A 12,625-nucleotide genomic window follows, 5' to 3' on the forward strand; every position below is an offset into this window, starting at 1 on the left:
GTGCGGGGAACTGCGCGACCAGCCACACTCAACCCGCAGCCGAGAAACAGACCTCAGCCCCGCGACCCCAGCAACCCCCGCAACTCCTCCGGCAGGAGCTTGTCGCAGGACTGCCTCGCCGTGTTGGTCAGGGAGTCGTTCACGCACGTGTAGTAGTCGCGGTACACAAGCTGCGCCGCAAAGCCCGCCGCGACCATGGCGAGGGCCAGCGACGCGGTGACCAGGCCGCTGATCGCTGCCGTGGTCTGGGGGCGGGCGCCGGCGCCGGGCGTGGGCGCCGGGGCGTCCGGGTCCGGCGCGCGGGGCTTGGCGCGCAGCGTGCTGATGCCCCAGTACAGAGCCAGCGCGCCGAGCAGCAGCGCTACGTACGGCCAACTGAAGAGCGCGAAGAAGAAGGCCCATATGCCCGAGAGCAGGGCATAGCGGGCGCGGCGCTGGGTCGGGTCCGTCGGGTCCCAGCGAAGACCGGTGTTGGGGCCGCCGGATCCCTCCGGGCCGTCCTGCCCGCCGGGGCCACCCGTGGGGCGGGGCCGGTCACCGAAACCGCCGCCCTGTGCGGGCCCCGGCTGCCGGTCGCTCCACTGGCTGCCCCAGGGAGAGTGCCCGCCGTTGCCGCCCTGCCCCTCGTCCGATCCCTGCCCGTCCGCGGGCCGGCGCGGCTGCCACGGCCGGTCGGGCGCACCCTCCGGCGGAGGCGCGAACGGGTTGTCGTCCGCGGGCGGCGGAGCTCCCTGCCCGCCCTGCGGCGACGCGTCCCCACCCGAGTTCCCGTCACCGGAGGCACCAGACTCACCGGAGGCGCCCGAGGGTCGCGTCGAACCGCTTTCCGACCCCTTGCCCTCACGCGGCGGAGTGGCCGACGAGGACGAGTGCCGCTCCCGCAGCAGCAGCCCTTCGCGCCCACCCCCCTGCGCGGGCGTCACCCCGGACGGCCGGTCGGAAACGAACGACGGGAAGGACGGGGAGGACGGGTCGAACGCACCCCGCCCCCCTCCCTCGGCGCCCCCCGAAGGGCCGGACACGAGGGAGGGGAGGAGTGGGAGGAGTCGGAGGCTGCGGTCCGGCATCAGGTGTGCGTCTTCCCCTTGGCGAATCAGGCTGGCGAATCAGGCTGGTGGATCGGGCTGGCGGATCAGGTCTGCGAATCGGGCTGGTGGAGCAAAATCGATGGTTGGTGCTGGTCGAGCGGGTGGCGAAGCAAGCGGGTGGAGCAGGCGGCGGGCGTCATGCCCGAGTTTCGTCCCCGCCCCTGGACAACGACCCATGCGTCGGAGGCGTTCCCCCCACGTGGACCGTGTTCCCCGGCGGATCCTTCCCAGACGCTACCTTCCGGCCACGCCCCCGTCCCAAGAGGGCCGATCGCTGTGCCGGTATCGTTGCTGACGGTCGGCCGCTTCGTAGACTTCCCCGTATCAGGGGGCGTGAAGCATTCGTACGACCCTACAAACGCTCTCCCGAGAAAGGGCCCCGCCGTGGCCGCCGCCCATCCCGTGGCCAAGCGCCTCGTCGTGCTGGTCTCCGGATCAGGTACGAACCTGCAGGCTCTCCTCGACGCGATCGCCATGCAGGGGCGGGCCGTCTACGGGGCCGAGATCGTCGCGGTCGGCGCCGACCGTACGGGCATCGAGGGCCTCGCGCGGGCCGAACGCGCGGGCCTGCCCACCTTCGTCTGCCGCGTGAAGGACCACGCGACCAGGGAGGAGTGGGACAGTGCGCTGACCGAGGCCACGGCGGCGTACGAGCCGGATCTGGTCGTCTCCGCCGGGTTCATGAAGATCGTGGGCAAAGAGTTCCTGGCCCGCTTCGGTGGCCGGTTCGTGAACACCCACCCCGCGCTGCTGCCCAGCTTCCCGGGAGCGCACGGTGTCCGCGACGCCCTCGCGTACGGCGTGAAGGTCACCGGCTGCACCGTCCACTTCGTCGACGACGGCGTCGACACCGGCCCGATCATCGCTCAGGGCGTGGTCGAGGTCCGGGACGAGGACTACGAGGACGAAGGTGCCGCTCTCCATGAGCGCATCAAGGAAGTCGAACGAAGGCTGCTCGTCGATGTCGTGGGGCGGCTCGCCCGTCACGGCTATCGCATCGAGGGACGAAAGGTAGTTATCCCGTGACCGCCGAAGTGACCACGGAAGGCACACAGCGCCCGATCAAGCGTGCGCTCATCAGCGTCTACGACAAGACCGGGCTCGAAGACCTCGCCCGCGGGCTGCACGAGGCCGGGGTCGCACTCGTCTCCACCGGCTCGACCGCCGGCAGGATCGCCGCCGCCGGCGTCCCGGTCACCAAGGTCGAGGAACTCACCGGGTTCCCCGAGTGCCTGGACGGCCGGGTCAAGACGCTGCACCCGCGCGTGCACGCCGGGATCCTCGCCGATCTGCGACTCGAGGACCATCGCAACCAGCTGACCGAGCTGGGCGTGGAGCCCTTCGATCTCGTCGTCGTGAACCTCTACCCCTTCACCGAGACCGTCGCCTCGGGCGCCTCGCCCGACGAGTGCGTCGAGCAGATCGACATCGGCGGGCCCTCCATGGTCCGGGCCGCCGCCAAGAACCACCCCTCGGTCGCGGTCGTCGTCAGCCCCGACCGCTACGGCGACGTGCTGAAGGCGGTCGCGGACGGCGGCTTCGACCTCACCGCGCGCAAGCGGCTCGCGGCGGAGGCGTTCCGGCACACCGCCGAGTACGACGTGGCGGTCGCGGGCTGGTTCGCAGGTGACTACGCGGGTGACGGTGGGGAGTTCCCGGGCTTCATCGGCGTCACGTACGAGCGCAAGAACGTGCTGCGGTACGGCGAGAACCCGCACCAGCCCGCCGCTCTCTACACGGGCGGCTGCGGCGGTCTCGCCGAGGCCGAGCAGTTGCACGGCAAGGAGATGTCGTACAACAACTACACGGACACCGACGCCGCGCGCCGGGCCGCGTACGACCACAGTGAGCCCTGCGTCGCGATCATCAAGCACGCCAACCCGTGCGGCATCGCGATCGGTGCCGACGTCGCCGAGGCGCATCGCAAGGCGCACGCCTGCGACCCGCTGTCCGCGTTCGGTGGCGTCATCGCCGTCAACCGTCCGGTGTCCGTGGCGATGGCCGAGCAGGTCGCCGAGATCTTCACCGAGGTCATCGTCGCCCCGGACTACGAGGACGGCGCGGTCGAGATCCTCGCCCGCAAGAAGAACATCCGCGTCCTCCGCTGCCCCGAAGGCCCGCAGCCCCCGGCCGAGTTCAAGCCGATCGACGGCGGCGGTCTCGCCCAGATCACGGACGTACTCCAGGCCGAGGGCGACGACCCGGCCGACTGGACTCTCGCCACCGGCGAGGCCCTGTCCGCCGACGAGTTGGCTGACCTCGCCTTCGCCTGGCGGGCCTGCCGGGCCGTGAAGTCCAACGCCATTCTGCTCGCCAAGGACGGGGCTTCGGTCGGGGTCGGGATGGGGCAGGTCAACCGGGTCGACTCGGCGAAGCTGGCGGTTGAGCGGGCGGGTGCCGAGCGCGCTCAGGGTTCGTACGCCGCCTCCGACGCGTTCTTCCCCTTCCCCGACGGTCTGGAGATTCTGACCGCGGCCGGGGTCAAGGCCGTGGTGCAGCCGGGCGGTTCGGTCCGTGACGAGGTGGTCGTGGAGGCCGCGCAGAAGGCGGGCATCACGATGTACTTCACGGGGACGCGGCACTTCTTCCACTGACACCGACTGGAAGTGCGAACGGCCCGCTGGTCACCACTGGCGGGCCGTTGCCGTCTGCCGTTACGTCCGACTGCGCAGCGCCGCCCAGGTGTTGGGCCCCACGTCGCCGTCCACGCTCAGTCCCTTGTCGCCCTGGAACCGCTTCACCGCGGTCAAGGTGTCCTGGCCGAACTGGCCGTCCACCCCCGCGGGCCCGATGCCGTACCCGCGATTGGTGAGCATGCACTGCACCTGCACCACCCGCTGGTTCTTGTCGCCGAACTGCGTGAGCTGTGTGCCGGAGTAGTACGTGCACTGGGAGATCCACGGCGGTGTGGCCGGCTGGGCCGTGCTCTGCGTCGGGGAGGGGCGCGGGGTGGTGCCGCCACCGCTCCCGCCGCCGTTCCCGCCGGACGGCGTTGCCGACGGGGTCACCGTGGGCGTGGTGTCCTCAGCACCGCCCGTGCCGCCTCCGGCCGCGGATCCGGCGCCGCTCCCTCCGGAGGAGGCGTCCTCCTTGCCACTCCCGTCCTCCTCCTTCTTCTCCTTGCTGTTGGAGGGCGAGTGATCGGAGTCACTGGGCAGCGGTGCCCTCGCCTTGTCATCGGGGGTGCTGGTCTCGGAGGCCGTCGGCGACGAAGAGGCCGCCGTGTCCTCGGAGGCCGGCCGGGTGAGCAGGAAGGCGCTCACGACGACGGCACACACGGCGAGCACGGCGGCGACGGCGAAGTACACCTTCTTGCGACCGCGCCCGCGACCGCCGGCCGGAGGATGACCTCGGGTCGGTCCCGTCTGCGGTACCCCGACCGAGGGCGGACCGAACTGCCCCGGCGGCGTCGGAGCACCGTACGCACCAGGCGGTGTCTGCGATCCCGCCCCGTACGCTCCCGGCGGTGTCTGCGCCCCCGGCCCGTACGCTCCCGGAGGCGTGGCAGGCCCGAAGCCCGGTCCCGGAGCGGGGGCCGCCACCCGCTGCGTAGGCGTGCGTACGTGACCGGTCTGCTGGACGGAAGTCTGCCGCAGCACCTCGCAGGCCTGGCGGCGGTCGAGCAGCCGGGAGTCGAGCGGTTCCTGCCAGGAGGAGCTCGCCGAGGAGCCGTCGCCGTGCGCCTCGGCCGCTTCGATCAGCTGTCGCGGGGTCGGCCGCCCGGCGGGATCCTTGGCCAGGCACCCGGCCAGCAGGTCGCCCAACGCTGTGTCCATGGCTGCGACTTCACCCATGATCTCCGCGTCGGGCTCCTCGTACGCCACGCGGTGCAGTACGTCCACTCCGGTGCCGTCACCGAACGGGGCGTGCCCGGTGGTGGCGTACACGAGCGTGCCCGCGAGCGAGAACACATCCGAGGCGGTGTCGCAGCGGCCCTCCCTGAGGTACTCGGGCGACATGAAGGAGGGGGTGCCGACCCTGTTGCCGGTGCCGGTGATCGCGCTGGCGTCCACGGCATGCGAGATGCCGAAGTCGATGACGTGGGCGCCCTGTTCGGACAGGATCACGTTGGACGGTTTGAGGTCCCGGTGTACGACCCCTTCGGCGGACAGCGCCGACAGGGCCCGGCCGAGTTCTCCCACGAGGCGCCAGGCTCCGGCCGGCTCCAGTACGCCGCATTCCTTGACGGCGTCCGAGAGGCTGAAGCCGGGCAGATACCGCGTGGCCATCCACAGCAGCTCATCCTGGAACCCGGTGCCCAGCAGCTCCGGCGCGTGCGGCGGTCCGACCCGGGCGTGCACGGCCGCCTCACGCTCGAACCGCCGCCGGAAGTCGGCGTCTTCGGCGTACTCGGGCCTGATCACCTTGACCGCGGCGAGCCCCGGCCTGTCGTCGACGGGCCGCGCCAGATAGACCCGGCCCATCCCGCCGCTGCCGAGGCGCCCCAGCGGTACGTACGGGCCGATCTGCGCCGGATCCGAAGGCTGCGGCGGGCCGGCACCGGCTTGCCCCAGCGTGGCGTTCCCGGTCGCCGGCGAATACGGCGACTCGGGCCGCTGGTCTGACATGGGTCCCCCGGGTGGTCTTCCTGCACAAGGTGCTTTTGTGCCACAGCAGTTACCCGAGGCTATCGCGATCGGTGGAAGGGCGATGTCTGCTCTGTGGACTCGCGTCAGGGACGTGCGACGGCACTGCGGACGGAAAATGGCCGCGGCGCCCATGACGGTCACCGCGGCCAGATCCAGAGGATCAGAAACAGGTCAGCACGTGGAAGAGGAGGAGATCCTGATTCCGGTGAGCGTGCTGGACGTGCTCCACGTGGTGTTGGGAGTGATGCACGCCGTCGACCCGCTCGAGTAGCGGATGTACACGACATCGTCGTTACGGGTGTTCACGACCTGAAGCGGGCCCCTGGGCCGGGACGGCAGGTTCTGCCATCCGGACGTGACGTCCCGGAACCGCCCGATGATGGAGCCGTTCTTGATGATGCAGGCGTACGGATAGGGGCAGGTCGCCTGGGCGCCCGAGGGCGCCGCGGCGGCCGGGGCCGCGCCGGCGATCAGGCCGCCGGTTGCGAGGGCGCCGGTCAGGGCGAGAGCGGCAAACTGCTTGCGAATGCTCATGATTGGTCCTTCCCCCTGCTGTTCTGGATGTGGTCGGTGCGTGTGACGAGCGGCGCGGTCGAGGCTTGCGCTTCCCGTGCTGACGCGTGGACCACTCTGGTGGGGGAGAGCGGCGCGGGGTACCTGGAAGCTTTCAGGGTCCCCCGCGGCAGGGACTGTGCTTCTCTGTCGGTCCGGGTTTCTCTATTCGGCCGGCTCGGCCTTGCGCAGCGCACGCCACGAGTTCGGGCCGACGATGCCGTCCGCGTCCAGTCCGGCGCGCTTCTGGAAGGTGACGACAGCCGCATGGGTCAGGGGGCCGAAGTCGCCGTCCACCTCGCCGACTTCGGTGATGCCGTGCAGATGCTTGAGCAGGCACTGGGCCTCTCTGACCTGGCTGCCGCCGTCGCCCTGCTTGATGGCGAAGTCATAGGTGCCGTTCCAGCCCGCCGTGTAGCCGCGGCCGTGGGTCTCGTCCTCGTACATCGCGGGCTTTTCGCAGCTGGGAGGCGCCGAGGCGCCCGGGGCCTCGTCCTTCAGCGCGTACGTGTACGTCACTGTCGCCGTCCCCAGCAACGCCGCTGCGAACGCGGCCACCAGGACGGGGCGCCGCCACTTCCGGGGCCGCAGCCTCGGCAGCCGAGCCGAGCGGGAGGTGCCCGCGGCCTGTTCCACCCGGCGCAGCAGGGAGGCGGTGTCGGCGGCGCGCTGCTCGTGCGTGGGGCCAAGGCAGTCGCGGACGATCTCCCGCCAGCCCTCCGGGAGTTGGTGCGACAGACGCAGTTCCTCGGCACCCCGGGCATAGCGCATCGCCGCGTCGGAGCGCGCCTCGGTGCTGCCGCCCGACATCGGGAACGCTCCCGTGAGGACGACATGGGCGAGAACGCCGAAGGCCCAGATGTCGGCGGTGGGCCGGATCTGCGTACCCCGCTCTTCCATCTCGGACCAGAGCAGTTCCGGTGGTGCGTAGTCGGGGGTGGCGAAAGCGGGGGCGAAGGCGTGGGTGCCCTCCATCTCGGCCGCCAGGTTGAAGTCGGCCAGCCGGACCGTGCCGTCCTTCATCAGCAGGACGTTGGCCGGTTTCAGGTCGCCGTGGACCCAGCCCGCGTGGTGCAGCTGGTGCAGGCCCTCGCAGATCTGGGCCAGGAGCGCGGGGCCGGAGTCGGGAGCCGGAGTCCGCTTCAGTGCGGCGTCCAGGGAGCCCTCGGCCTGTTCCAGTACGAGGACGGTGGCGCCGTCCAGTTCCGGATGGTCCGGGTCGTCGACCGTCAGTGTGTCGTACATGCGGATCAGGCGGGGTGCGCGCAGCCGCTCCAGCAACTCCATTTCACGCTCGGCCAGTTCGCGCAGGTGGCGCAACTGGCGCGGGGTGCGGGTCCCGGTGGGCAGGAACTTCAGCGCCGCCTGACGGGGCAGTTCCGGCTCCGCGTCGCCGACCAGCCGGGCCGTGTAGACGGTGGCGAACGCACCGGATGCGAGGGGCTCGCGGATCTCCCACGGTCCGACCCGGTAGCCCTTCGGCACGGGGACCGCACACGACTCCTGCCCGGTCACTGGATCACCCGGCTCGGCGTGACGGAGGCCGGCGCGGCGAGCGCGCAGAGATCGTCCTCGCGTACGAGGTCGAAGCGGAGCGCGAGGGAGACCAGGGACTCCTTCTTGCCGTTGAGGCGCGGCCCGCCCGGGTCGGCCGTGTCCGGGGCGGGCCTCAGGCGCAGCTTGACGGCCAGGTAGTCGATGTTCCAGTAGACCGAGGAACGGCTGACCGTGGGCCAGGTGGGACGCAGCCGCTCCACCAACTGTTCCACGGCGGGCAGCGGAGCGCGTGACTCCCCGCGCAGCCGGGGCTCGCACAGCGCGGCCAGCACCGCGAAGTACCGTTTCGTCCGGTCCAGGGCGAACGCCGGAACGGTGGCCGCTCCGGCCAGCCCGTTCCGCGCGATGCTGCGGAACACGTGACGCGGCGCCCAGACGTCGAAGGTCAGCAGGTCACCGGCGGCCGGCAGCACCACGCGCGAGAACTCGAACGGTACGGGCGCGTCCATGCGCCCCGGCACGACCTTGATGTGCTCGCCCGCGCCCTCCGGGTTCTCCACGACGTACGTCTGGTCCTCGCTGAAGTTGCTGAGCAGCCAGAAGTTCCGGTGCGCCGTGATCTCACCGGCGACCCGCGGCACCCCCTTATGCGCGATGGTCAGCCCGTCATCCACCCCGGCCCGCCCGAACGCGAGCCGCTCCCCGGTGGCAATCCTGATTTGTCCGTCCACGCCGCCACAAGACGGCGGCACAACGATGACGCTGTACATGGAGTCGTCCCCTCCCCCAAATGCCGGGGAATCCACCGTTCCCCGGCCAACGAGCCGCAGGGTAGGGGAAGTCCGTGAACGCAAGCGAAGCTTTCGCCGAGCATGGCGCGTTGGACGTTGATCATTGGCTGAGAACCGTCGCGGCTCACAAGGCGCACTCGCACCACACCGTCTTGCCGCCCGGCCCCTGCTCCACGCCCCAGTCCAACGCGACGGCATCGAGCAGCAGGAGGCCGCGGCCCGTCTCGTCGGTCCGGGCCCGGACGGCGTTGGATGAGCCAGGAGCACGCGTCCGGGTCGCTGACCTCCAGGCGCGTCCGGCCACCGTCCGTACGGGTCAGACGAACCGTCACCGGCATGCCCTCGCCGAGGTGGTTGATCACGTTCGCCAGCAACTCGCTGACGCAGAGCTGCACTTCGGGACAGGGTCGGCCCAAGTGCTCGCGGACAGCGCGACGGACCTCGGGAACGGCCTTGGGGGCCGCGAGCAGTTCGAGGACGAGGGACTTCATCGCTCCGCCGCCTTGTCCAGGGCCTTGGCCAGCTTGTGGGCGGTGGCCGTGTTGCAGTTGCCGAGCGCCACGAGGCCCCCGTGACGCGGCGGGTAGGTCCCCGCGAAGGCCGCCGCCTCGACGCCGAGCGACGGCAGCGTGATGCCGTTCGCTTCCAGTGCGGTGCGGAGTTGGTCCACGCAGTCCTGTACGTCGTGGGGGTCGCCGTGGTGGGTCATGGCTGCACGCCTTCCTGTGCGTTGCGTGACGAATTCGTCACACATTGACGTCAGGCGGCGTACCGTAAAAGGGGTTTGGGGTCCACGGCCCCGGGTGTGAAAAGGGTGGTCAACGATGGCTGGGCGCAAGGACATTGACGGTTCGGCGAGCGTTCCGGAGTTCTACGGCAAGGAGTTGCGGTGGAAGCGGGAGGGGGTGGGGCTCACGCTGCAGGAGACGGTGGAGGGCAGCTTCTACGCACCTACCTACCTGAGTGAGATCGAGCGGGGGCAGCGGAGAATGCCCGAGGATCTCGCCGGACATGTGGACCGGGTGCTGAAGACGGACGGGTTCTTCGGGCGGCGGTGCGAGGACGTGCGGAAGGCCAAGCGGAAGGGGCATGCCGGGTACTTCGAGCGGATTCTGGAGGCGGAGAAGCACGCCGAGTGCATCGAGGAGTGGTGTCCCACCGGCATTCCCGGGCTGTTGCAGACACCGGCGTACGCACGGGCCGTCGTCCTGGCGGCTCACCCGCTGATGTCCGACGACGAGGTGGAGGAGAAGGTGAGCGCCCGGATGGCGCGGGCCCGCCTCTTCGAGGACGACCACAAGCAGCCGGAGTACTGGGTGGTCCTGCCGGAGGTGCTGTTGCGCAACCCGATCATCCCGCCGGAGGAGATGGCTGTACAGCTGGAGAGGATCGCGGCACTGGCGCGGCGGCGTCGGATTGCTCCACAGGTCCTTCCGTGGAACTGCGGACCGCATCCGCTCATGCTGGGCATGGTCAAGATCATGACCTTCCCGGACGCCCCGCCACTCGTCTACACGGAGTCGTCGTACAGCGGTGACACCATCGACGATCCGGCCCTCGTGAAGAGCTACCGCAAGGCATACGATCGGCTCAGGGCCGCCGCACTGCCGCCGGAGGCGTCCCTTGCCATGATCGAGGCAGCGGCAGAGGATTACCGAAATGGCAAGCAACCGGATTGACTTGAGCACTGCTGTCTGGCGCAAGAGCAGCCACAGCAACGGTGACGGCGGAGACTGCGTCGAAGTCGCCGAAGGCTTCCCCGGCGCCGCCCGCTGGCGCAAGAGCACCTACAGCAACGGCTCCGGCGGGGACTGTGTCGAGGTCCGCGACGACCTCCCCGGCCTCGTCCCCGTCCGCGACTCCAAGAACACCCAGGGTCCCGCCCTCCTGTTTCCCGCGAACGCCTGGGCTCCCTTCATCACCGCACTCAAGGGCGGCGATGTACCGACGAGTTGATCGGCGAACCTCTACGGCACCTGTGCCGACTAGTGTCGACACGGTGGAGACAACACATCGGCCCGCTGCGCGGGTGATCTGCCTGGATGCCGCCCACCGCCTGCTCCTTCTCCACTGGCGTGATCCGTTTGACGGGGCACGGCTCTGGGAGCCGCCCGGCGGGGGCATCGAACCCGGCGAGACCCCGCTCACGGCCGCACGTCGCGAACTGGCCGAGGAGACCGGCTTGAACCCCGCCGCCGTCCTGGACCGTTCGGTGCCGGTCGACCGTGACGTGCGGTGGAACGGCAAGCGGTACGTCGGGCAGGAACACTTCTTCGTAGCCCACTTCGCCGAGGACCAACCGGAGTTGGTACGAACCGGCCTGCTCCCCGACGAACAGGCCAACCTCCACGGTCACGCCTGGATCGCGTGGCCCGACCTGGACTCGCTGCCGGACCGTCTCGAGCCGCCACAACTGCCGACCGTTCTCCGAGCCCTGGTACCCGAGGGTCCCTGGCGCGACGTCGCTCAGTGACCCGGAAGGGTGCCGTCGGAATCGCGATTTGCGGCCACTGACCCCTCTTGCAGAAAACGTAAACGGCCAGACCATCAGCCAAGGCGGCGGCGGTAACGCAACTTGTTGAGAGAGGCTCCGCCGGTGGTGTCCTCCACGGTCGCACCGTCTGCGCGCCAGCCGGCGGCTTCGTAGAATCGCCGGGCCCGTTCGTTGGCCTCCAGGACCCACAAGGTGGCCTGCGTGTAGTCGGCCTGTCCGAGGGCCGTCAGCGTGGCCAGCATCAGCTGCCTTCCGATCCCGGTGCCCCAGACCTCGGGGATCGCGTAGAGCGTGCCGATTTCCGCGATGGCTGGGGTCTCTTGAGACGGGCCGAAACCGGCGAATCCGACGATGCCCGCCCCGGTTTCGGCTACCAGCACTCCCGACCACGGCCACTGTGCTTCCGCGATGCGTACCTTCCACTCGGCCTCTTCGCGGCTCTGGTCCATGGCATCGAGGTAGTGCTGGGGAACGAGCCCCGCAAAGGCCGCCTGCCAGGAGCGCACATGGACACCGGCGACCGCTGATGCGTCATCAGGCCACGCCTGTCGCGTCTGCATAGCCGTCATTCTTCAAGTCGCCGCAATCCGGGCCAAGTTCTTTTCCGCGGGGCCGGTTTCCCCGTCCGTGCGCCGCCGTGGGATCAGGGCGTGGCGACGCGCCAGGGCCGTGCCCCTCCCCTTGCGGGGGCGGGACACGGCCCTTGGTGTGAATGGCGCGAACGTGCCGCCTCGCGGCTCAGTGGCGCGGGCGGTTGAACCAGGCGGCGCCGTCCGACCTGCCCACGAAGACCGCGATGAGGATCGCGAGCACGGTGTGCGCCAGGCCGATGATGATGAACGGGTAGATGCCGAGGATCGCGGTGATGATGGCGAACACCATGGCGGCAATGCGGATGCCGTTGCCGCCGCTGCCGATCTTCGCGCCGAGGAAGATCGCGAAGACACCCCAGGCCAGGACCGCGACGGTCGCGAACCACAGGACGCCGGACGGGTAGTCGGCGAGCTGCTGGAATTCGACCTCGTTCTCGAGCGACGGGTCGTCCTTGGCCGCCTGGACTGCCACGGCGGAGATCGCCATCAGGATGGCGCCGATCACCTGGAGACCGGCGATGACGAACAGCATCACGCGCGCGGACTTCACGCCGCCCGGCATCTGCATCGGACCGCCGGGGTAGCCGCCGTACGGCTGCTGCTGGAGGGGCGGCGCCTGCGGGTAGCCGTAACCCGGCTGTCCCTGCGGGGCGCCGTAGCCGGGCTGGCCCGGGGGCTGCTGGGACGGGTAGCCGGGCTGCTGGCCCTGCGGCGCGCCGTAGGGGTTGTTCGGGTCGCCGAAGCTCATGGCGTCTTTCCTCCGTTGTGGCGTGAGTGCGGGGACGACGCGGCACATTTCGGAGGAAGGTTCTACAGATGCGGTTCGTCCCCCCGGTACTGCCCCGCGGCACTGTGGCGTTCATCGTCCTTAACGCGCCGCTTATTTGTCCAGACGGATTCCGTAGGTGTTGTGCAAGTGCAACATCGCTGATCTTGGATGGATACGAGATCCCCGCCGGCGTCGCGGTCCAGGCCCTGGTCCGACTGGGCGTGACCGGTCTGCGTGATCGCGTCCTTGGTG

13 protein-coding genes are annotated in these 12,625 nt (G+C 70.0%); 5 read left to right on the plus strand and 8 right to left on the minus strand.

Going from position 1 to position 12,625, the window contains the following annotated elements:
- Positions 1 to 53: 53 nt before the first annotated feature.
- Positions 54 to 1,067 carry an ICP22 family protein gene (locus ABD357_RS07045; RefSeq protein WP_344388285.1) on the minus strand — a complete coding sequence of 338 codons (1,014 nt, stop codon included), beginning with the start codon at positions 1,065 to 1,067 and terminating at the stop codon, positions 54 to 56.
- A gap of 405 nt (positions 1,068 to 1,472) precedes the next feature.
- Here ABD357_RS07045 and purN point away from each other — a divergent pair, with 405 nt between their 5' ends.
- Positions 1,473 to 2,114: a phosphoribosylglycinamide formyltransferase gene (gene purN, locus ABD357_RS07050; RefSeq protein WP_344388287.1), complete on the plus strand. Its 642-nt coding sequence runs from the start codon at positions 1,473 to 1,475 to the stop codon at positions 2,112 to 2,114.
- Positions 2,111 to 3,682, plus strand: coding sequence for a bifunctional phosphoribosylaminoimidazolecarboxamide formyltransferase/IMP cyclohydrolase (gene purH / locus ABD357_RS07055; protein WP_425584755.1), 1,572 nt, complete (start codon positions 2,111 to 2,113; stop codon positions 3,680 to 3,682). Before purN ends, purH begins: the two co-directional genes overlap by 4 nt.
- A gap of 60 nt (positions 3,683 to 3,742) precedes the next feature.
- Here purH and ABD357_RS07060 read toward each other — a convergent pair whose 3' ends face one another.
- The 5 genes from ABD357_RS07060 to ABD357_RS07080 form a co-directional block, all read right to left on the minus strand.
- On the minus strand, positions 3,743 to 5,656 hold the full coding sequence (locus tag ABD357_RS07060; protein WP_344388289.1) for a protein kinase domain-containing protein: 1,914 nt from the start codon (positions 5,654 to 5,656) through the stop codon (positions 3,743 to 3,745).
- A 192-nt stretch (positions 5,657 to 5,848) separates the two neighbouring features.
- On the minus strand, positions 5,849 to 6,211 hold the full coding sequence (locus ABD357_RS07065; protein WP_344388291.1) for a hypothetical protein: 363 nt from the start codon (positions 6,209 to 6,211) through the stop codon (positions 5,849 to 5,851).
- A 183-nt stretch (positions 6,212 to 6,394) separates the two neighbouring features.
- Positions 6,395 to 7,744 carry a protein kinase domain-containing protein gene (locus ABD357_RS07070; protein WP_344388292.1) on the minus strand — a complete coding sequence of 450 codons (1,350 nt, stop codon included), beginning with the start codon at positions 7,742 to 7,744 and terminating at the stop codon, positions 6,395 to 6,397.
- A complete protein-coding gene (locus tag ABD357_RS07075) occupies positions 7,741 to 8,496 on the minus strand; it encodes an FHA domain-containing protein (protein ID WP_344388294.1) in 756 nt (251 codons plus the stop codon). Before ABD357_RS07075 ends, ABD357_RS07070 begins: the two co-directional genes overlap by 4 nt.
- 508 nt (positions 8,497 to 9,004) lie before the next feature.
- Entirely contained in the window at positions 9,005 to 9,226 is a 222-nt protein-coding gene (locus ABD357_RS07080) for a hypothetical protein (protein ID WP_344388297.1), read from the minus strand.
- Between the two features lie 115 nt (positions 9,227 to 9,341).
- On the opposite strand from ABD357_RS07080, the gene ABD357_RS07085 reads away from it, so the two are divergent.
- Genes ABD357_RS07085 through ABD357_RS07095 form a run of 3 tightly spaced genes read left to right on the plus strand, consistent with a single transcriptional unit; the run spans position 9,342 to position 10,990 of the window.
- Positions 9,342 to 10,196: a helix-turn-helix domain-containing protein gene (locus tag ABD357_RS07085; protein ID WP_344388299.1), complete on the plus strand. Its 855-nt coding sequence runs from the start codon at positions 9,342 to 9,344 to the stop codon at positions 10,194 to 10,196.
- Positions 10,177 to 10,473, plus strand: a complete 297-nt coding sequence (locus ABD357_RS07090; protein WP_344388300.1) for a DUF397 domain-containing protein — start codon at positions 10,177 to 10,179, stop codon at positions 10,471 to 10,473. Before ABD357_RS07085 ends, ABD357_RS07090 begins: the two co-directional genes overlap by 20 nt.
- A gap of 43 nt (positions 10,474 to 10,516) precedes the next feature.
- Entirely contained in the window at positions 10,517 to 10,990 is a 474-nt protein-coding gene (locus ABD357_RS07095) for an NUDIX hydrolase (RefSeq protein WP_344388301.1), read from the plus strand.
- Between the two features lie 74 nt (positions 10,991 to 11,064).
- Here the strand turns inward: ABD357_RS07095 and ABD357_RS07100 are convergent, their stop codons facing one another.
- Positions 11,065 to 11,571, minus strand: coding sequence for a GNAT family N-acetyltransferase (locus ABD357_RS07100; protein WP_344388302.1), 507 nt, complete (start codon positions 11,569 to 11,571; stop codon positions 11,065 to 11,067).
- A gap of 178 nt (positions 11,572 to 11,749) precedes the next feature.
- Positions 11,750 to 12,352 carry a hypothetical protein gene (locus ABD357_RS07105; protein WP_344388303.1) on the minus strand — a complete coding sequence of 201 codons (603 nt, stop codon included), beginning with the start codon at positions 12,350 to 12,352 and terminating at the stop codon, positions 11,750 to 11,752.
- Positions 12,353 to 12,625: the final 273 nt, after the last annotated feature.

The organism is Streptomyces vastus (assembly GCF_039532825.1).
Classification (GTDB): Bacteria; Actinomycetota; Actinomycetes; order Streptomycetales; family Streptomycetaceae; genus Streptomyces; species Streptomyces vastus.